At 70.2% G+C, this 18715-nt stretch carries 13 protein-coding genes; 8 read left to right on the top strand and 5 right to left on the bottom strand.

All coding sequences use genetic code 11. The features are described 5' to 3' along the window. From FL344_RS35115 to FL344_RS35095, 5 genes are all read left to right on the top strand, one after another. On the top strand, window positions 1-3082 hold a 3082-nt coding region (locus tag FL344_RS35115; RefSeq protein WP_228565600.1), incomplete at its 5' end, for a DUF4175 family protein. Further along, window positions 3079-4860 carry a tetratricopeptide repeat protein gene (locus FL344_RS35110; protein WP_141621603.1) on the top strand — a complete coding sequence of 594 codons (1782 nt, stop codon included), beginning with the start codon at window positions 3079-3081 and terminating at the stop codon, window positions 4858-4860. The genes FL344_RS35115 and FL344_RS35110, both read left to right, overlap by 4 nt. 174 nt (window positions 4861-5034) lie before the next feature. Beyond that, window positions 5035-5466, top strand: a complete 432-nt coding sequence (locus tag FL344_RS35105; protein WP_141621602.1) for a DUF1622 domain-containing protein — start codon at window positions 5035-5037, stop codon at window positions 5464-5466. 165 nt (window positions 5467-5631) lie between these two features. Beyond that, complete coding sequence (locus FL344_RS35100) at window positions 5632-6312, top strand: DUF4142 domain-containing protein (RefSeq protein ID WP_228565599.1); 681 nt, start codon at window positions 5632-5634, stop codon at window positions 6310-6312. An 86-nt stretch (window positions 6313-6398) separates the two neighbouring features. Beyond that, a complete protein-coding gene (locus FL344_RS35095) occupies window positions 6399-6677 on the top strand; it encodes a hypothetical protein (protein WP_225909569.1) in 279 nt (92 codons plus the stop codon). A gap of 67 nt (window positions 6678-6744) precedes the next feature. On the opposite strand, the gene FL344_RS35090 is transcribed toward FL344_RS35095, so the two are convergent. Further along, window positions 6745-8781, bottom strand: a complete 2037-nt coding sequence (locus tag FL344_RS35090; RefSeq protein WP_194863369.1) for a S9 family peptidase — start codon at window positions 8779-8781, stop codon at window positions 6745-6747. A gap of 190 nt (window positions 8782-8971) precedes the next feature. Between FL344_RS35090 and FL344_RS35085 the strand changes: the two genes are divergently transcribed. Continuing rightward, window positions 8972-9592, top strand: coding sequence for a DsbA family protein (locus FL344_RS35085; protein ID WP_228565598.1), 621 nt, complete (start codon window positions 8972-8974; stop codon window positions 9590-9592). A gap of 3 nt (window positions 9593-9595) precedes the next feature. Here FL344_RS35085 and fliB read toward each other — a convergent pair whose 3' ends face one another. After that, window positions 9596-10879, bottom strand: a complete 1284-nt coding sequence (gene fliB / locus FL344_RS35080; protein ID WP_141621597.1) for a flagellin lysine-N-methylase — start codon at window positions 10877-10879, stop codon at window positions 9596-9598. A gap of 9 nt (window positions 10880-10888) precedes the next feature. After that, on the bottom strand, window positions 10889-14314 hold the full coding sequence (locus tag FL344_RS35075) for a TIGR02266 family protein (RefSeq protein WP_141621596.1): 3426 nt from the start codon (window positions 14312-14314) through the stop codon (window positions 10889-10891). A gap of 46 nt (window positions 14315-14360) precedes the next feature. Here FL344_RS35075 and FL344_RS35070 point away from each other — a divergent pair, with 46 nt between their 5' ends. Both FL344_RS35070 and mltG read left to right on the top strand, forming a co-directional pair. Next, the gene (locus FL344_RS35070) at window positions 14361-15503 is read left to right on the top strand and encodes a hypothetical protein (RefSeq protein WP_141594474.1); all 1143 of its coding nucleotides are present in this window, start codon (window positions 14361-14363) and stop codon (window positions 15501-15503) included. Between the two features lie 86 nt (window positions 15504-15589). Next, on the top strand, window positions 15590-16609 hold the full coding sequence (gene mltG, locus FL344_RS35065) for an endolytic transglycosylase MltG (protein ID WP_141594473.1): 1020 nt from the start codon (window positions 15590-15592) through the stop codon (window positions 16607-16609). A gap of 9 nt (window positions 16610-16618) precedes the next feature. Here the strand turns inward: mltG and FL344_RS35060 are convergent, their stop codons facing one another. Next, window positions 16619-17410 carry an enoyl-CoA hydratase/isomerase family protein gene (locus FL344_RS35060; RefSeq protein ID WP_141621595.1) on the bottom strand — a complete coding sequence of 264 codons (792 nt, stop codon included), beginning with the start codon at window positions 17408-17410 and terminating at the stop codon, window positions 16619-16621. A gap of 27 nt (window positions 17411-17437) precedes the next feature. Next, the coding region (locus tag FL344_RS35055) for a hypothetical protein (protein ID WP_228565596.1) at window positions 17438-18715 on the bottom strand (1278 nt) is incomplete at its 5' end.

Raw genomic sequence — 18715 nt, 5'->3', positions numbered from 1 at the left:
GTCTCCTCCCGCGTCACAAGCCCGCCCTCCCCTGGAAGCCCCGGGCGTGGAGGCGTTGCTCGCCACCGTCCAGGGCCGCCAGCGCCGGTACCTGTGGCTCCAGGGCGGCATGCTGGGCGTGGCCACCGTGGCGCTGCTGCTGGTGGCCGGCGGCTTCCTGGCGCTGGTGGCGCCGCGCGCGGGCGCGTCCCTGCTGTGGACGGCGCTGCCGGTGGGCGTGGCCGTGACGTGCGTCTTCGGCCTGTGGCTGGTGCGCCGCCGCGTGGGAGACGACGTCCTCACCGCGCGCCTGGTGGGCGAAAAGCGCCCGGAGCTGTCGCTGGACGTGCTGGCCGCGGTGGAGCTGATGCGCGAGCCGGACGCGCCGGGCAGCGGCTCTCCAGCGCTCGCGAGCGCCTTCCTGCGAGAGATGGACGCGCGGGCGCGCACGGTGGATGTCCGCACCGTGGTGGACAGCCGCCCGGTGCGTCACGTGGCCCTGGGCGCGGGTGGTGTGCTGCTGGCCCTGCTGGTGCTGATGGTCGTGCTCGGTGACCGCTGGTCCGCCGGCGTGGCGCGCATCCGCGAAGTGGCGGCGAGCCCCAAGGCCCAGGCGCAGGTGGAGCCCATCACCGGCGACATCGAATTGACGTACCGCTACCCCGCGTACACGGGGCTGGCCCCGCGCACGGTGCCCGGAACGAACGGCGAAATCAGCGCGCCGGCGGGGACGGAAATCCTGCTGAAGACGCGCTCGGACCGTCCGGTGGAGCGCGCGGAGCTGGTGGTCAACGGCCAGGCGCTGCCGCTGAAGGTGACGGGCAACCGGGACCTGGAGGGCAGCTTCGTCGCGAAGCAGTCCGGCCACTACCGCTTCGCCTTCTACGGCGCGCGGGACAAGGCGCTCGCGGTGGGGCCGGACATCGCCCTCACGGTGGAGGCGGACAAGGCGCCCGAGGTGTCGCTGCTCACGCCCACGGTGGAGCTGGAGATCGACCCGGGCGACCAGGTGGCGCTCAAGTACGAGGCGTCGGATGACTACGGGCTGTCCGGCATGGCGCTCGTGTTCCGCGCGCCCGGCGCCCAACAGGAGACACGCGTGCCGCTGCCGCGCGAGGACGGCCGGCGCCACCGGGGCACCTATTCGTGGAGCCTGGACAACCTCAAGCTCGACCCGGGTGACCGGATTACCTACTACGTGGAGGCGCAGGACAACGACGCGGTGGAGGGCCCCAAGAAGGGCGTCAGCCGCACGCAGGTGCTGCGCGTGTACTCCGCGGCCGAGCACCGCCGCGCAGCGCTGGAGAAGGCGGAGCAGTTGTGGGGCCGGATGGTGGACCACCTCGCGGACCGGCTGGAAGGCCCGGAGCGCGCGAAGCAGAAGGACCCGCAGGCCATCACCGCCGGGGCCACGGTGGACACCAGCGGGGAGAGCCTCGTCGCCGACATGAAGACGCTGGCGCAGGAGCTGGCGCGCGAGCGCGACGTGCCCACCGAGCTGGTCTCCGCGCTGAGCAACATCTCCGAGTCCCTGGGCAGCCACATCCGCGGCACCGCGGAGCTGCGCCGGCTCTACCTGCGCACGCAGCGCGCCCGCGGCGAGGACTGGGGCACGGGCAACCGCCTCACCGCCGTGGTCAACGAGGAGATTACGGAGCTGGAGAAGGACATCCTCTACCTGGAGTCGCTGCTGGACCGGCAGAAGCTGGAGGCGCTCCAGGAGATGGCCAAGCAGCTGTCCAATGAGCGGCGCGAGCTGGCGAACCTCATCGAGCAGTACAAGTCCAACCCGGACGAGGCCGCGCGCCAGGCGGTGATGGAGCAGATTCAGCAGCTCAAGTCCCGCATCCAGGAGCTGATGCAGCGCATGGCGGAGATGCGCAAGGGCATCCGCGACGAGCACCTCAACGCCGAGGCCCTGTCCGAGATGATGAAGGACCAGGACCTGCGCAGCGCGCTCGACGACGTGGAGAAGCTGATGCGCGAGGGCAAGGCGGACGAGGCCCTGGCGAAGCTCCAGGAACTGGGCATGCAGATGGATGAGATGCTCGAGAACCTGGACCAGGCGAGCGACGAGTTCGGCGGCGAGCAGTACCCCGAGCTGGCGGAGAAGTTCGGCAAGTTCATGGAGGAGCTGCAGGGCACCGTGCAGGAGCAGCAGCGCGTCGCGGACCAGACGAAGCAGCTTCGCGACCAGGCCCGCTCACAGAACCGCGAGCGGCTGTCGGAGAAGGGCGAGGCCATCAAGGACAGCCTGATGCGCAAGGTGCAGCAGGCGCAGGAGGACTACAAGGCGCTGGAGCCCAGCCAGCTCAACAGCCGCGCCGCGCGTCCGCTGGAGGAGGCCCAGGCGGAGCTCCAGAACGTGGAGAACGCGCTGAAGGTGAACGACTACGACCTGGCGGCGGAGGCGGCGGCGCGGGCGGAGGACGCGGCCCGGCAGTTGGCGATGATGGGCGAGCAGCAGCGCCACCTGGACGAGATGTTCGGCAACCCGGAAGAGGTGGTGAAGCAGTCCACGGAGCTGGCGCAGCGCCTCAACCGCGACGCGCGCAACGTGTCGGAGGTGAACCGGCAGCTCCAGTCGCTCTTCCCTCCTCCGGGCTCGCAGCTGTCGCAGCAGGAGAAGCAGCAACTCCAGCAGTTGGGCGAACAGCAGTCGCAGTTGGAGGAACGCGCGCAGGGCCTGCGTCAGCAGATGGAGGAGATGCAGCAGATGGCGCCCATCTTCGGCGAGGAAGCCACGCAGCAGATGGAGGGCGCTGGCCAGCGCATGGGTGAGGCCGCCCGGCGGATGCAGGGCAAGGACCCGGGCCGTGGCTACGGCGAGCAGCAGGCGGCGCTGGAAGGCCTGCGCCAGTTCCAGCAGCAGATGCAGGAAGGCCAGCGCGGCGGCAAGGGCGGGCTCCCGCTGCCCATGGGCATGGGCCGCCGTCAGCAGGGCAACGGGAGAGACCCGAAGCAGAAGGTGGAGCTGCCGGACGAGGATGCCTTCCAGGCGCCGAAGGAGTTCCGCAAGGACCTGCTGGACGCGATGAAGCAGGGGGCTCCGGAGAAGTACCGGGAGCAGGTGAAGCGCTACTACGAGGAGCTGGTGAAGTGAGCCGCCACGCGCTGAAGCATTCCTCCGGATTCGGGGCCCTCGTCGCGGCGATGGCCGTGGGGCTCCTCTGCGTGCCTCAGGCGGCATGGGCCCAGTCCAGCTCGCTCAAGGACGAGGTGAAGGAGCGGCTGGGCCGCGTGGAGACGGAGCTGGACGACTGGGACGTGCCCGGCGCCCGGCGTGAGCTGTCCGAGGTGGAGAAGCTCCTCCCCGCCGACGTGGAGCCGCTGAAGTACTTCCAGGGCCGGGTGGCCTTCGAGGAAGGCCGCTACGACGACGCGGTGGCGCTCCTGGAGGGCGCCAACATCGAGGACAAGCCGGGCAGCTACCTGCGGCTGGCCAAGGACACGCGCGCCATCGTCAAGGACCACGAGCGCGCGGAGAGCGAGCACTTCATCTTCCAGTACCCCAAGGGGAAGGAAGCGGTGCTGGTGCCCTATGCGCTGGAGACGCTGGAGGGCATCCACCGGGCGATGAAGCAGGACCTCGGCTGGACGCCGCCGGGCGGCAAGATTCGCGTGGAGGTGGTGAGCAACGCGCGCGAGCTGGCGCGGGTGAGCACGCTGACGGAGAAGCAGATTGGCACCACGGGCACCATCGCCATCTGCAAGTTCAACAAGCTGATGGTGACCAGTCCGAAGGCGGTGGCGCGCGGCTACGACTGGCAGGACACGCTGGCGCACGAGTACATCCACCTGGTCATCAGCCAGATGAGCCGCAACACGGTGCCCATCTGGTTGCATGAGGGACTGGCCAAGTTCCTGGAGTCGCGCTGGCGCGGCAAGGCGGGCCTGGCGATGACGCCGTCCACCCAGGCGCTGCTGGGCAAGCGGGTGAAAGCGGACACGCTCATCCCGTTCGAGAAGATGCACCCGTCCATCGCACTGCTGCCCACGGCGGAGGACGCGGCCACCGCGTTCGCGGAGGTGTTCTACGCCATCGACTACGTGCACAGCGTCAAGGGCACGGCGGGTCTGCGCGCCATCATCCAGGAGCTGAAGGCCGGGCAGAAGGACCGCAAGGCGGTGGAGACGGCCATGGGAATGCCCTTCGCCCTCTTCGAGAAGTCCTGGCTGGCGCACATCAAGAAGCAGCCCTTCCCCACCGAGCTCCTGCCGCGCGAGGACCGCGTGGTCCTGAAGGAGAACGCCAAGGGCAAGGTGAAGGACGAGAGCGAGAAGAAGGGGCGTGAAATCTCCTTCGGCGACTTCCAGGAGGTGACGGAGGTGCCGGCGCGCAAGTTCGCGCACCTGGGTGAGCTCTTGCGCGAGCGCAACCGCGTGAAGGCCGCGGCGGAGGAGTACGCCAAGGCGCACAAGCTGGTGGGCGACAAGTACGAGTCCGTGTCCAACAAGTACGCGCTGGCGCTGCTGGAGCTGCGGCGGCTCGACGAGGCGGAGGGCGTGCTGCGCGGCAGCCTGCGTGTGCACCCGGGCTCACCGTCGACCAACGTCCACCTGGGCCGCATCCTGCTGTACCGGAAGGACTACCCGAAGGCGAAGACGGCCTACCTGGAAGCGCTGGCGTCGGACCCGTTCGACCCTGAAATCCACCTGGCCCTGACGCGCATCCACGGCTCCATGGGTGAGACGGCGCTGGCGGACCGCGCGCGGCAGGCGAGCGCGCTGCTCACGGGGCTCAAGGTCGAAGAGGTGGACCGCGTGGCGCAGCAGTTCCTGCGTGACGAGAGCGGGCTGTCGGAGATGAACGTGTCGGGCACGCCGGACGCGGAGGCACCGAAGGAAGCGCAGCCCGAGAAGCCGGACGCGGGGAACTGAAACGGGCTCCGTTACGCCTCGACAGCCAACGGCGTGACGACGGCCTCGCGGCTTCGGCGAACCTTCTCGCCGCCTCCATCCCTGGCGCTTCACGGGAGCGGGCATGCGCCCCTTACGCAGGCCGCTCCATGACGGAAGTCTCCACCATGCCTAGCTTCCCGCACGGGAGGCTGGATGGAGGTCCATTCCCTCATCTCGCTTGCCGCCCAGCTCATGGAGTGGGCCGGCGTGGGCAGCATGGTGCTGGGGGCGGTGCTCGCGCTCGTGGTGCTCGCCACGCGGCAGCAGCTCCCCGCCGGTGAGGCCTACCGGCGCTTCCGCCTCAACCTGGGCCGCGCCATCCTCCTGGGCCTGGAGTTCCTCGTCGCCGCCGACATCATCCGCACCGTGAGCCAGCGCCCCACGCTGGATGGCGTGCTGGTGCTCGGGCTCATCGTCCTCATTCGAACCTTCCTCAGCTTCACCCTCACCGTGGAGCTGGAGGGACGCTGGCCCTGGCAACACCGTGAGGACATCGCCGGTCCTGTTCATCCCCCGCCAACGTCGTCCACCCCGCAGCACCCTGTACCGCCTGCGCCCGACGCACCACGTCCGGTGAAGCACTGAACGCAGTGGGTCGGCCACGTGGGCAGCGCCACCGTCATCCGCCGCACCCTCTCCTCCCTCTGCGTGAAGTGGCGCACGGATGCGTCTTCTCGCACCGTGCATCCCGTTCCGACGCCGCTCCAACGTGCGCGCCCGCCTTTCCTCACGCACAAGGAGCAGCACCCCATGAAGCATCCCCTCCCGGGGCTCGTCCTCGCCGCCTCGCTGTTCACCCAGGGCGCGTCATTCGCTCAGTCCGGCATGCCCGACAGCCCGCCCTCCCAACAGGACACGGTCTCCGTTCAAAAGGGCATGGCCACGTACCGCGGCTACACCGCCCCCACGGACGAGAAGGCGCTGCTCGACCGGCTGCACCTGGCGAACCAGCACGAAATCAAGTCGGGCAAGCTCGCCCAGCAACGCTCCCAGAATCCAGACGTGAAGGCCTTCGGCACCATCATGATGAAGGCGCACACCGCGCTGGACCAGAAGCTCACGTCCTACGCGCGCAGCAAGGGCCTGAAGCTGGCCGAATCCCCCAAGCCGATGAACGACGCGGAAGAAGCCTCCATGGCCAAGGACAAGGCCACGATGGAGCAGCTCCAGGTCATCCGCGGCGCGCCCTTCGACTCCGCCTATCTGGCCTCACAGGTGACGGGACATGACGCCGTCATGGGCATGGTCCTCACCGCCCAGAAGGCCATGCCCAAGGCCACGCCCGAGCTCGCCGCCATGCTCGAGGACCTCAGCAAGCAGGTGCCCGCCCACCGGCACCAGGCCTGGAACATGCTGGGCAAGCTGGGCGGCGACACGGGCGTGGGTGGCTCCGGCCCGGCGCACCCGCCCCCGTCCCCGCCGAAGCCCTGACCCGAAGCACGGCGCACCTTCACACGCCGTACACACCTGAATCCCGATGATGAAGCCGGGCACGCGCACGGGGCATGATGATTCGCATGATGCCTCGGACGCTGACCCTGACCTTCGTCATCACCGTGAGCGCGCTGCTGACCGGCTGCTTCAGCGACACGGACACCATCTGCGAGAAACGGAAGGAGTGCTTCACGGACACGCTCAACGTCCAGTCGTGCGAGGACGACCTCAAGGCCTGGATGGAGCGGCAGGACCAGGACCGCCGCAGGGACCAGCTCGCCGCGTGCGGGGACTGCGTCGGCAGCAAGACCTGCTCGCAGATTCGCACCGCCTGCATCGGCGCCTGCTTCGGCGTTCCCTGAGCCCTGAACGGCAACGGGGCCCGCATCTCACGATGCGAGCCCCGAGTCCTACGACATCACGCAGCGGCTACTTGCGCGTCCACTGGTCCAGCCAGCCCAGGACTTCGTCGTGCCACTGCACGCTGTTGGCCGGGCGCAGCACCCAGTGGTTCTCTTCCGGGAAGTAGAGCAGCTTGGAGGGAATCCCCTTCCGCTGGAGCGCCGTGAAGGTGCCCAGGCCCTGCGTCTCCACCACGCGGAAGTCCTGCCCGCCGTGGATGACCATCATCGGCGTCTTCCACTTCGCGACGTGCTCAATCGGGTTGTGCTTGCTGTAGCCCTCCGGGTTCTCCCACGGCGTGCCCTTGTGCTCCCACTCCGGGAACCACAGCTCCTCGGTGTCGAAGTAGCCCATGCGCTCGTCGAGGATGCCGTCGTGGTTCACCAGGCACTTGAAGCCGTCCGGCCAGTTACCGGCAATCCAGTTGATCATGTACCCGCCGTAGCTCGCCCCCAGCGCGCACATCTTGTTCGGGTTGATGAAGCTGTAGCGCTTGAGCGCCGCGGCCAGGCCCTTCTGCAGGTCCTCGAACGGCTTGCCACCCCAGTCGTCGGAAATGGAATCCGTGAACGCCTGCCCGTAGCCGGTGGAGCCGTGGAAGTCGACCATCACGGCCACGTAGCCACGCCCCGCGTACACCTGCGGGTTCCACCGGTAATGGAAGTGATTGCCGAACGAGCCCTGCGGCCCACCGTGAATGAGGAACGCCAGCGGGTACTTCTTCTTCGGGTCGAAGTTCACCGGCTTCACGACGTAGGCGTGAACCGTCTCGTTGTTCCAGCCCGGGAACGAGAACTGCTCGAAGCCACCGAAGCGGATGCGGGCCAGCGCGTCCTGGTTCACCTGGGTGAGCTGGCGCGACTCCGAGCCATCCACGTTCATCACGTGCAGGTCCGCGGGCGAATCCAGGTCGTCGTACACGTAGACGATGCGGCCCCCAGCGGCCGGCTGCGGCGCGTCCGCGGCGCCTTCCTTCGTGAGCTGGGTGGGCTTCCCCGTGGCCACGTCCAGCGCGAAGATGGGCTGCTGGCCCACGTGCCCGGCGCTCGCGAAGAGCGTCTTGCCGTCCGCGCTCCACGCGAGGCTGCCCACGGAGCGGTCCCAGTCCTGGGTGAGCACGCGCTCCTGACCGCCGGGCCAGGTGCGGAGGATGACGCGGTAGCGGTCCGCCTCGAAGCCGGGACGCGACATGGCCAGGTAGGCCAGCGTCTTGCCGTCCGGGCTGAACACCGGGCTGGTGTCGGTGGCGCGGTTCTTCTCCGTCAGCTTGCGCGGCTTCGCCTTGCCATCAATCGGCGCGACGAAGAGGTCCAAATCCGTGGACCAGGCCTCGGAGCGGCCCACGTCCCGCGCGGCGAAGACGATGCTCTTGTTGTCCGGCGTGAAGGTGAACTCCTCCGCGCCACCAAAAGGCTTGGAGGGGCTGTCCGCGTCCATGCCCTTCATCACGTCCACGGGCGCGCCGCCGGCCACGGGGACGACGAAGACGTGCGAGCGACGACCGTCCTTCCACGTGTCCCAGTGACGCGCGAAGAGCTTGTCGTAGGTGCGGCCGGTGGCCTTGCGCTTGGAGCGTTCCTCCTCGCGCTGCGGGGTGCACTCCAGCGTGGGGCAATCCGGGAAGACCTCCAGCGCCACGGCCAGCCGCGTGCCGTCCGGCGACACGCGGAAGGCGCCCACGTCCAGGGGCAGCTTCGTCACCTGCACGGCCTCTCCGCCGTCCACGGCCAGGCGCCACACCTGCGAGGAGCCGCCGCGCGAGGACAGGAAGAAGAGGCTCTTGCCGTCCGGCGCCCAGGTGGGCTCGGAGTCCGCGTCCGGATGCGAGGTGAGCTGGCGCGGCGCGGCGTTTCCGTCGACGCCGACGAGCCACAGGTCCGTGCGGCCGCGGTTGGCCTCCATGTCCGTGGTGCGCAGGACGTAGGCGACCTGCTTGCCGTCCGGCGAGACGCGCGGGCTGCTCAGCCGGCGCAGCGAAATCATGTCGTGGTGGGTGAACGGCTGGGGCCGGGCCGGCGCCGGAGTGGCGCTCAGGGCCAGGGCCGCGAGAAGCGACAGCGGCAAGGGAGTCTCCTGGTTCAGTCGCCCCGCCGCCACCCCACCCGAGGGGTGCGTCACGGGCACGGTTGTCGGGGGTGGACGCTGCCTGCTACGGCCCGCGCTGTCCACCTCCGCGTACCCGGGGTACCACCTCCGCGCATCCCCGGCGCAGTCCACCATGACGCGGCGCTTCGACGCGGTTAGACACGGGCCCATGAGCGAGCCCATCACCGTCCGCGTCTGGTCCGATTACGTCTGCCCCTGGTGTTACGTGGGCTACGCCGAGGTCCAGAAGCTGAAGAAGGAGTACGACGTCCAGGTGGACTGGCGTCCCTTCTACCTGCGCCCGGAGACGCCCCCCGAGGGACTCCCCCTGCCGGATTACGTGCGCGAGAAGATGAAGGACCCGAACAACCCGCTGAAGCTCCGCGCCCAGGCAGCCGGGCTCACCCTGGTGATGCGGGAACTCACTCCGTCCACCCGCCGGGCCCACGAGGCCACCGAGTACGCTCGGGAGCAGGGCCGGCTGGAGCCGTTCCACGCCGCCCTCCTGCGCCGCTACTGGAGCGAGGGCCAGGACCTCTGGCAGTGGGACACGCTCCGCGGCGCCGCCCAGGAGGCGGGCCTGGACCCGGACGCAGTGCAGCGCGTCGTCGAGGAGGGCCGCTACACGAAGGCCGTGGAGGACTCCATCCAGGAGGCGCGGGCCATCGGCGTCAGCGCGGTGCCCACCTTCGTGCTCGGGGAGCGCTTCGGGCTCCAGGGCGCGCAGGAGTACCCGGTGTTCCAGGAGGCCATGCGCCGGCTCGGCGCGACGCCCCGCGCGCAGCCTTGAGCGTCAGAGCCCCTTGAGCAGCACGAGCATCCGGCCGAGCGTCTCGTCACCCCCGCTCCCCGCCAGCCCCTGGGCCAGGGCGTGGAGCTGGGGCGCCTGCTCGACGTGCTTGGCGATGAGCTGGAAGCACTCCACCGCGGCGGCGTCGAGCCGGGCCCGTGACTCCGCCGTGTCCGCCGCGCCTTCCGCGCAGAGCGCCACCACCGTGGGGTGGCCGAAGAGGGTCCAACAGAGGACGGCCTCGCGCAGCGCCATGCGGAACACGTAGTCCTGCACGCGCGGCGCGTCCGTGAACGGGTGGCGCAGCCAGTGATTCACCGCGTGGTGGCGCAGGTACTGCTCCACCCGCTGTGACAGGCCGGGAGACAGCCGCTCGCGGCGCTCCGAGTAGCGGCGCCACGCATCATCGGGCAGCAGGTCCACGCCGCCGTAGGACTCCAGCACCAGCTCCACCAGCGTGAGGAACCGCTCGCTCCGGACCGCGCCCAGGCGAGACTTCAGCACCGCGGCGCAGATGCCCACCCACGGGCCTCCTGGCAGCGACAGCGCCGCGAAGCCACCGTGCAGCGCCGTCAGCGTCTCGGGCAGGGTGAAGGTACGCAGCACTTCCGTCAGCAGGGCCTCCGCGCCCTCGCGCGCGCCGCCGTGGAACACCTCCGTGCCCCGGCAGTAGAAGCCGTCCAACCTGAGGCCCAGTTGCCCCAGCGCGAAGAGCCTCGCGGCGAACGGCAGCTCGCGACGCTGGAGCACCGACAGCGCGGTGGAACGCACGGCCGCCGCGTGCTGCGTCCACGCGTCCTCGGAATCGCCGCCGCCCAGAGAGCGCGCAGTCTCCGGACGAAGCGCGAGGTCCTCGGACACGGGCACGGTGTCCACGGCGTCCTCCGCCAGCAGACACAGGCGGGCCACCTCCGGACACGCGAGCGAGCCGGTCACCTCCAGCCCGTGCGCCCAGCGCGTGGCGACGCGCGGGAAGGTGGCGCATGCATCCGGCAGCGCGGCCTCGCCATAGGCGCGGTGCAGCGAGCACGTCTTCCGCGCCTCCAGGAACACGCAGTGCCCGTCCTCGCGCTTCGCGATGACGGCCTCGTCGCCGGGGCTGGCGTCGGGCTCCGGCCGGATGAAGGTCTCCACCCGCTCCGCGTCCGGCGTGCCCGCCACCGCTTGCTTCAGGCGCTGCAAGCGCGGCTCGCTGACGAGGACGACGAGCCCCGCGCAGCAGGTGTCCTCGCAGGCATCCGCGAGGCACCTGAAGCGCGTCATGTACCGGGGTGCGGTGGCCGTCATGGCGACACGCTACTTCCTGCCCAGCGCCTTCTTCACGAAGCTCCAGAAGCCGCCCGCGCGCTCCTTGAGGTCGGCGCCGCGGCGCTCCTCTGCGGCCTTCACGGACTCCTTGCTGACCTGGAGCTGCTTCTGGAGTTCCTCCGGCGAGTAGCGCGTGGCCAGCGTGGCCTTCACTTCCTTGCGCGTGGAGTACTCACGCGCCTCCACGTGCAGCACGCATTCGGAGTCCAGCTTGAGCGTCACCGCCACGCGCACCGAGCCCTTGGGCCCCTTGGGCAGACCTTCGATGCGCACGGTGCCCAGGTACTCGTTGGCGGAGATGTGGCTGTCCTCGCCCTGGAAGATGGACAACTCCAGGAAGGCCTCGTTGTCCTTCGTCGTGTTGATGGCGAAGGAGCGCTGCGCGGGCAGCGGGCTGTTGCGCTCGATGACGCGCTTGAAGGCACCACCGGGCATGGCCACGCCCACCGTCATCGGCAGCACGTCGATGAGCACCACGCTGCTCACCTTGTCCACGGAGCCCGAGTAGAGCGCCGCGCCCAGGGCCACGGCCTCGTCCGCGTTGACGCTGGCCTGCGCGCCCTTGCCGAAGAGCGACTTGAGCTTGTCGCGCACCAGCGGCATGCGGCTCATGCCGCCCACGAGGATGATGTCGTCCACCTCAGCGGCCTTCAGCTTCGCGTCCAGGAGCACGTCGCGCACCACGTCGATGGTGCGGCTGAGGAGCGGCTCGCAGATTTTCTCCAGCTCCTGCCGGCTGAGGACCACGCGCAAGTCACGCGGCCTGCCCGAGTCGTCCATCATCAGCATGGGGATGTGGACCTCGAAGGTGCTGCGCTCGGACAGCCCCATCTTCGCACGCTCGGCCGCGTCACTCACGCGCGACAAGGCGATGCCGTCCCCCGTGAAGGTGATGCCTTCCTTCTCCTGGAAGCGCGCCAGCAGGTAGTCGACGATGAGGTTGTCAAAGTCGATACCCCCCAGGAAGACGTCGCCTCCGGTGCCGAGCACCTCGAAGACGTTCTTCTCGATTTTCAGAATCGTGGCGTCGAAGGTACCGCCGCCCAGGTCGTAGACGAGGACCTTCTTGTTGAGCTCGCGGTTGAGGCCGTAGGCGAGCGCCGCGGATGTGGGCTCGTTGAGGATGCGCTCCACCTTGAGGCCCGCGAGGATGCCGGACTTGCGCACGGCCTCACGCTGCGGCTCGGAGTAGTACGCGGGCACCGTCACCACCGCGCGCTCCACCTTCTGGTTGAGGTGGGCCTCCGCCATCTCCTTGCACTCGCGGAGGATGAGGGCCTGCACCTCTTCCAGCGACAGGGCCGTGTCCGCCAGACGCACGGCGGCGCGGCCAGCGGGGTCAGGGACGATGTCGTAGTGGAAGCGCTCGCGGACCTGGTTCACCACGGCGCTGTCGTAGGGACGGCCAACGAGCCGCTTCGCGCCGTAGATGGTGTGCTGGGGACGCAGCACCAACTGGTTCTTCGCGCGGTGGCTGACCAGCAGCTTGTTCTGCGCGTTGAGCGAGATGACGGAGGGAATCGTGTTGTAGCCCTCGCGCGAGCGCAGCACGAGCGGCCGGCCGTTGGAGAGCAACGCCACGCACGAGTTCGTGGTGCCCAGGTCGATGCCGATGACGGGCCCCGTGCCGCTGAGCGGCACCGGTGGAGGCAGGAACACCGTCTTCGGCAGGCCGTGTTCATCCAGGCCGGGCGCCTGCGCGGCGGCCTTCGCCACGGCGGGCGCGAGCACCGAGGGCGTCGCCGCTGGCGCCGGTGCTCGAGGCGCCTCACGGCGCACCTGGGGAAGCCCTTGAGGAGGAGGCGGCGGAGCCGGGGGCGGCGGAGGCAACGGGCGGGCCGCCATGGGCGGCTGCACCGGCGCGGGCGGAGGAACCATCGCCGCGCGCGGCGGCGGTGGAGGCACAACGGGAGGTGCTTCCTCCACGTCCTCGGACAGGTCGAGGTCGAAGTCGATGCCGCCGCCCCCCGTGCTGGCCGGAGAGGGGGCGCGCGGCGGCGGAGGCGGCGCCGTCCCCGCGTCCTCGGACAGGGCGAAGTCGAACTCGAAGACGCCCCCGGCCGAGACAGGCGCGGGAGGTGGCGCCGCCGGTGCGCGCGGCGGCGGAGGCGGGCTCACGTCCTCGGCCAGGTCGAAATCGAACTCGATGCCACCGCTCCCCGCAGGAGATGTGACAGGAGCCGGCGGTGCCTTGGGCGCCACCGGGGCACGCGGCGGAGGTGCGGCCTCCGCATCGCTCAGGTCCAGGTCGAACTCGAAGCCGCCGCCACTGGAGACCGGCGCCGGCGGAGGTGCCACGCGCACGGGTGGAACCGCGGGCGCACGAGGCGGCTCAGCGACGGAGTCACCCAGGTCGAGCTCGAACTCCAAGGCCCCACCACCCGTCGGGGTGGACGACGGCTCGACCTCCAGGGAGATGCCGACCTCGATGGGCGGCTCGTCGAGCGGCGCGCCCATGGCCACGGGCGCCTCACCCGACGGGCTCTCGATTTCGAACTCGAAGCCCGGCAGGGGCTCATCGATGTCCAGCGCGGCCACGGGCGGAGGCGGCGTGCTCGCGATGAGCTCGTCGAGCGGGATGTCCACGTCATCCGCGGCCACCGGAGGCGGCGGCGAATAGGAGACGGGCACGCGACTCGGAGGCGGTGTCCTCGGCTCCTCCACCACCGACGGAATCAGGTCGAGCGGCTCGTCCGGAATCGGCGCGGAGGAACCACCCTCCGGCTCCAGGTCATCGAACAGGGAGTCGAGCGCGATGCCACCCACATCCGCGGGCGCGGCGGCGGGGCGCGCCTGCACAGGGGGCGCGGGACGGGCCTGGACCGGAGGCGCGGGACGGGCCTGCGCCACGGGCGCGACGGCGGGCGCGATGGACGGCGCAATCGCGGGCGCCACGGACGGCGCGATGGACGGCGCAACCGCGGGCGCCACGGACGGTGCGATGGCAGGCAGGGGCCGGGCGGCGGGCGCGCTGGAATCCGCGACGGTCTTCCGCATCAACATCATTTCGACGAGCGCGCGGCTCGCCGTGTCCAGCTCCTCGAACTGCAGCCCCATGCCCGGAGGCCCCGCGGGATCACCCACTTCGCGGACCCAGCGGACCAGCGCGGAGCCACGCAGCACCCGCACGCCTCCCGCAATCTGCACCTCGAACTTGACGGGGGTCCCCACTGCCTGCGGGGTGCGCGAGCGGATGAACATCCCACCCGGGCTCAGGTTGGTGGCGAACTCCTCCGCGAAGCTCCCCACGCTCTCATGCTTCAGCTTCACCAGCAGGCCAACTGCCTTCCTGTCCGTGGTGCGCCTGCCTTGATCCATGGCGAGGACAATCGCGGTACGCGACCCGCCGCTCAAGTAGGTTTTGCCCCCTCGGTCCCCTGCCCGGCGAATGGCGCCGACAGGTGGGCAGACCACCTACCTGCACCTTCCTATATCCTCCGCGGCGTCCCTCGGAGGCCTCATGAGCGCCATCCCTCTCGCAGTCCCAGGCCCCGCACGCGCGGGCTGGCTCGTCGACCGGCGGCACGACCTGATTTCGACGGGGGGCGGCCTCGGGGTGAGCCTGGCGCTGGTCGGACTCCATGTCTGGGGCGGCGTCAGCAGCCTGCTGTTGTGGTGGGCATGGGTGCTGGCACTGGATGGGCCGCACCTGTTCGCCACGGTATCGCGGACCTATCTGGATGCGCGGGAATGGCAGACACGGCGGCGCTTGCTGCTGGGTAGTCTGGCGTGGTTCGCGGCGGGCCCGGCGTCGTTCGGACTGTCGGCGCTGCTGGGCACGAAGCTGCCCTTCGCCCTCTTCATGACGGCGGCGGCGCTCTGGGCCTACTGGCACGTGGTGCGGCAGCACTACGGCATCATGGTGCTGTACCAGCGCAAGAGCGGCGAGTCGCTGCCACTGGACCGGCGGCTCGACAGCGTGACGCTGTACACGGGGCTGCTGGCGCCCTTCGTCGCGTTCGCGGTGTCACATCCGGGCGCGCGCAAGCAGCTGGGCCTGATGGGTCCCCCCACCTGGGAGCCGGTGGTGGCCGGAGCCTGCTTCGCGACCGTGCTGGCGTTGGTGGTGCTCTACACAGGCCGGCAGGTGCAGCGACACCGGGCGGGTCTGAAGGTGAATGGTCCCAAGCTGCTGATGATGGGCGCGGCGATGGGACTGTCGGCCGTGGTGTTCTGGCCTCCGTTCGCGGCACGCATGGACTTCATCATGTTCGCCGTGGCGGTGACGGCGTTCCACAACGTGCAGTACCACGGCGTGGTCTGGTTCTATCACCGCAACCGCTACCACGCGGCGGGCGTGGACCCAGCGCCGTTCGGCTGGGCGCCGAAGGTGAGCCAGCGCTTCATCGTCTACGCGGTGTGCGGCGTCGTCTTCACGCTGCTGTACCGGGGTCTGGGCTGCGGCTTCGGCGCGCACCCGGGCTGCGGCGGCTTCGACTTGAAGGTGCCCCTGGGCGCGGGGCTGACGCTGCGCAACCTGATGGAGTGCTTCATCTGGGGCTTCGCGCTGCACCATTACTACCTGGATCAAAAAATCTGGCGCGTGAGCCGGGACACCGGGTTGAACCGGGACCTGAAGCTCGGGGCGGCACCGGCCGCCTGACCGCCGGCCCGCCGGGCGCCCAGGAGGTGACATCTGCATGCCGGAACCCAGGCACGGCCCGAATCCGGTGATAGCGTGCGCCGCGAATGAAGCGGATTCTCTGGGTCCTGGGTGCAGCCTTCGTGCTGCTGGTGGCGTCCGGCGCGGGCGCCTTCTTCTGGATTGAGCAGCAGGCACGCACGGCCGCGGCGCCTCCTGGCGCGGACGTGGTGGAGTTCACCGTGCCCAAGGGAACGTCCGGGCGCGGCCTGGGCACGCTGCTCGAATCGCAAGGCCTCATCCGCGACGCGCGGGTGTGGCGCTGGCACCTGTACCGGCGCGGCAACTTCGCCCCCAAGGCGGGCCGCCATGAGGTCAGCGCGTCGATGACGCTGGCCGAGCTGGCCACGGAGCTGGAAGGCAACCCCATTCCCGAGGACGTCCCGTTCGTCGTCGTCGAAGGCTGGCGCCTGCGCGACACGGACGCCGCGCTCGTGGCCGCGGGCTTCATCAAGCCGGGCGCGTACATCGCCGCGGCCAGCAAGCCCAAGAACTTCACCGCGCCCTTCCCCCTGCCCTCCACGGGCACGCTGGAGGGCTACCTCTACCCGGAGACCTACGGCGTGATTCCGGGCAAGTTCGATGTGGAGGCGCTCATCCAGCGTCAGTTGGACGCCTTCGCGCAGCGCTTCTACGCGCCCAACCGCGATGCCATCACGAAGAGCGGTCGCACGCTGCACGAGGTGGTGGTGATGGCCTCCATGCTGGAGCGCGAGGAGCCGCTGCCCGACCAGCGCCCCCTGGTCGCCGGCATCCTGTGGAAGCGCGTGGACAAGGGATTCCCGCTGGGCGTGGACGCCACGTCGCGCTACGAGCTGGCGCAGTGGAATGACCGCGTCGCCTTCCTCAAGCGCCTGCGGGACCCGCAGGACCCGTACAACACGCGGCACAAGAAGGGCCTGCCGCCCGGACCCATCGGCGCGCCCACCGTGGCCTCGCTCCAGGCCGCGATGACACCCAAGCCGAGCGAGTACTGGTACTACCTGCACGACGCGCAGCGCATCCTCCGCCCGTCGCGCAACGCGGAGGAGCACGAGGCGCTCCGCCGCAAGTACAACGTGTACTGAGGCAAGAACTCAGCGCCCCTGGAACACGGGGGCGCGCCGCGCGGCTGCCGCGGCCAGTCCCTCGCCCAGGTCCTGGCTGCCGTAGCTCTCCGCCTGAAAGCGCGCCTCCTCCTCCAGCGCGCGCTGAAGCTCCGCCCTGTCGAGCCCCAGCCGCTGCTTGAGCGCACGCACGGCGAGCGGCGCGTTCGCGGCAATCCGTCCCGCGAGTTCCCTGGCGCGAGTGAGCACCTGTCCCGCCGGCGCCGCCTCCAGCGCCAGTCCCAGCTTCACCGCTTCCCTGCCATCGAAGCGGCGGCCGGTGAGCAGCAGCTCCGCGGCGGCCTGTGCCCCCGCGCGGTGTGGCGCCAGGTACGTGGCGCCCATGCCCGGATGCAGGCCCAGTTGCACGAAGTTGAGCGCCAGCTTCGAGTCCTCGGCCACGAGGCACACGTCACACGCCAGCGCCACGCACAGCCCCGCGCCAATCGCGGGCCCGTCCACCGCCGCGATGACGGGCACCGGCAGGTCCAGCACGCTGAGGTAACGCGCGTAGAAGCCGAGCATGAACGCGCGCGCATCCTCGAAGGACACCTGGCGCAGCCGCTCCAGCATCTTCAGGTCCCCACCGGCGGAGAACGCGCCTCCCGCCCCGGTGAGCACCACCGCCCGGACATCGTCACGCCCCTTCAGCTCGGCGACGCGCGCGCACAGCGCGTCTCCCAGCTCGGGCGTCATCACGTTGCGTCGGGCGGTGTCGTTGAGGGTGAGCGTGGCGACGGCACCCTCCACCTCGAGAAGGACCTCTGCGGCAGGAGCGGACATGGCCGCGCACTGTAGCGGCCCCGGCCGCTACGGCACCACGAGCCTGAGGAAGGCGTCCTGATTCCAGGTGTCGCCCGCCCCGTCGCGCTGCCAGCCGGTGACGGCGAGCCCGCGGCCCGGCACCGAGGCCACCCCCGCGGTGGTCAGCGAGCACACCCCGCTGGCGCAGGGCTGCGCCTCCAGCGTCTGCTCCCCCAGCCACGCCCCCGAAGCCGCGTAGCGCGTCAGCACGCTGCCACACGTCACCGCGACGCCGCCCGCATCCTCCACCGCGACGGACGCGCCCAGCTCGGTCACCGGCCCGCACAGGGGCTGGCGCACCCAACCCGCGCTGCCGTCCGCGCCCGCCGTCAGCACGAAGGCCCCGGAGGAGCCGAGCGACGCCTCCCCCCACACCAGCAGACCGATGAAGTCACCCGCCGCCACGAGCGTGCCATCCGCCGCCACCGTCACCGACGTGATGCGGCCCTTCACGCCCGGCAGCTCCTTGCCCCACAGCAAGCGCCCGGACGCATCGAACGTCAGCACCACGAAGCCGCGCACACCGGGCGCGCCGAACGTCTGGCCGTCCACCTCCAGCGCGTCCACGAGCTGTCCGGCCAGAATCGACTGTCCCGAAGGCGCCAGCGCCGCCGCGTGCAGCGCGGTGTCCATGTTGGCGCCATGGAAGCGCCGCGACCACAGCACGGCGCCATCCGCGGCGTAGCGCGTGAGCACGGGGTCCTCGATGAACTCCCCCTCCCACTCCTCGCCCGCGGCCAGCACGCCGCCCTGCGCGTCCGCGGCGATGGCGTAGACCTTCTGTCCCACGCGGTGCTGCCAGACAGGCGAACCCGCCGCGTCGAACTTCACCAGGAAGCCGTCCTGCGCCTCCCCCAGTCCGAAGTCCGCCGAGTAGAGGAACGCATTGCCCGACAGGAACGTCGCCGCATCGCTCGCCGCCACGCGCGTGTCGGAGAAGCGGTTGCGCGCCCACTCACGCGACCAGTGCGGCGCCCCATCCGCCGCGTAGCGCGCAAGCGTCAGCGCCAGCTTCTCGCCCTCCACGGGCTCGCGTTCTTCGTCCTGGCGCGGCGTGCTGTACACCACCACCGCCACATCTCCAGAGGAAGCCGTGGCCACGCCCGTCCCGACGTCGTCCTGGGGCCCACCCACCACCTGGTTCCAAGGCGAGGCCGCCGCCGGCACCGGACGCTGCGGGAGCCCGCCGTTGGAGTCCTGCGGCGCCGTGGGTGCCACGGCCACGCTCGGTGTGGCTTCGTCGCCGTCACGCGGCGCTTCGGCCAGAGTCCCCCCGTCCCCGCC

The sequence above is a fragment of the Myxococcus sp. AB036A genome (assembly GCF_006547355.1).
GTDB classification, from domain to species: domain Bacteria; phylum Myxococcota; class Myxococcia; order Myxococcales; family Myxococcaceae; genus Myxococcus; species Myxococcus virescens.
This window is presented reverse-complemented; position numbering and strand designations above follow the sequence as displayed.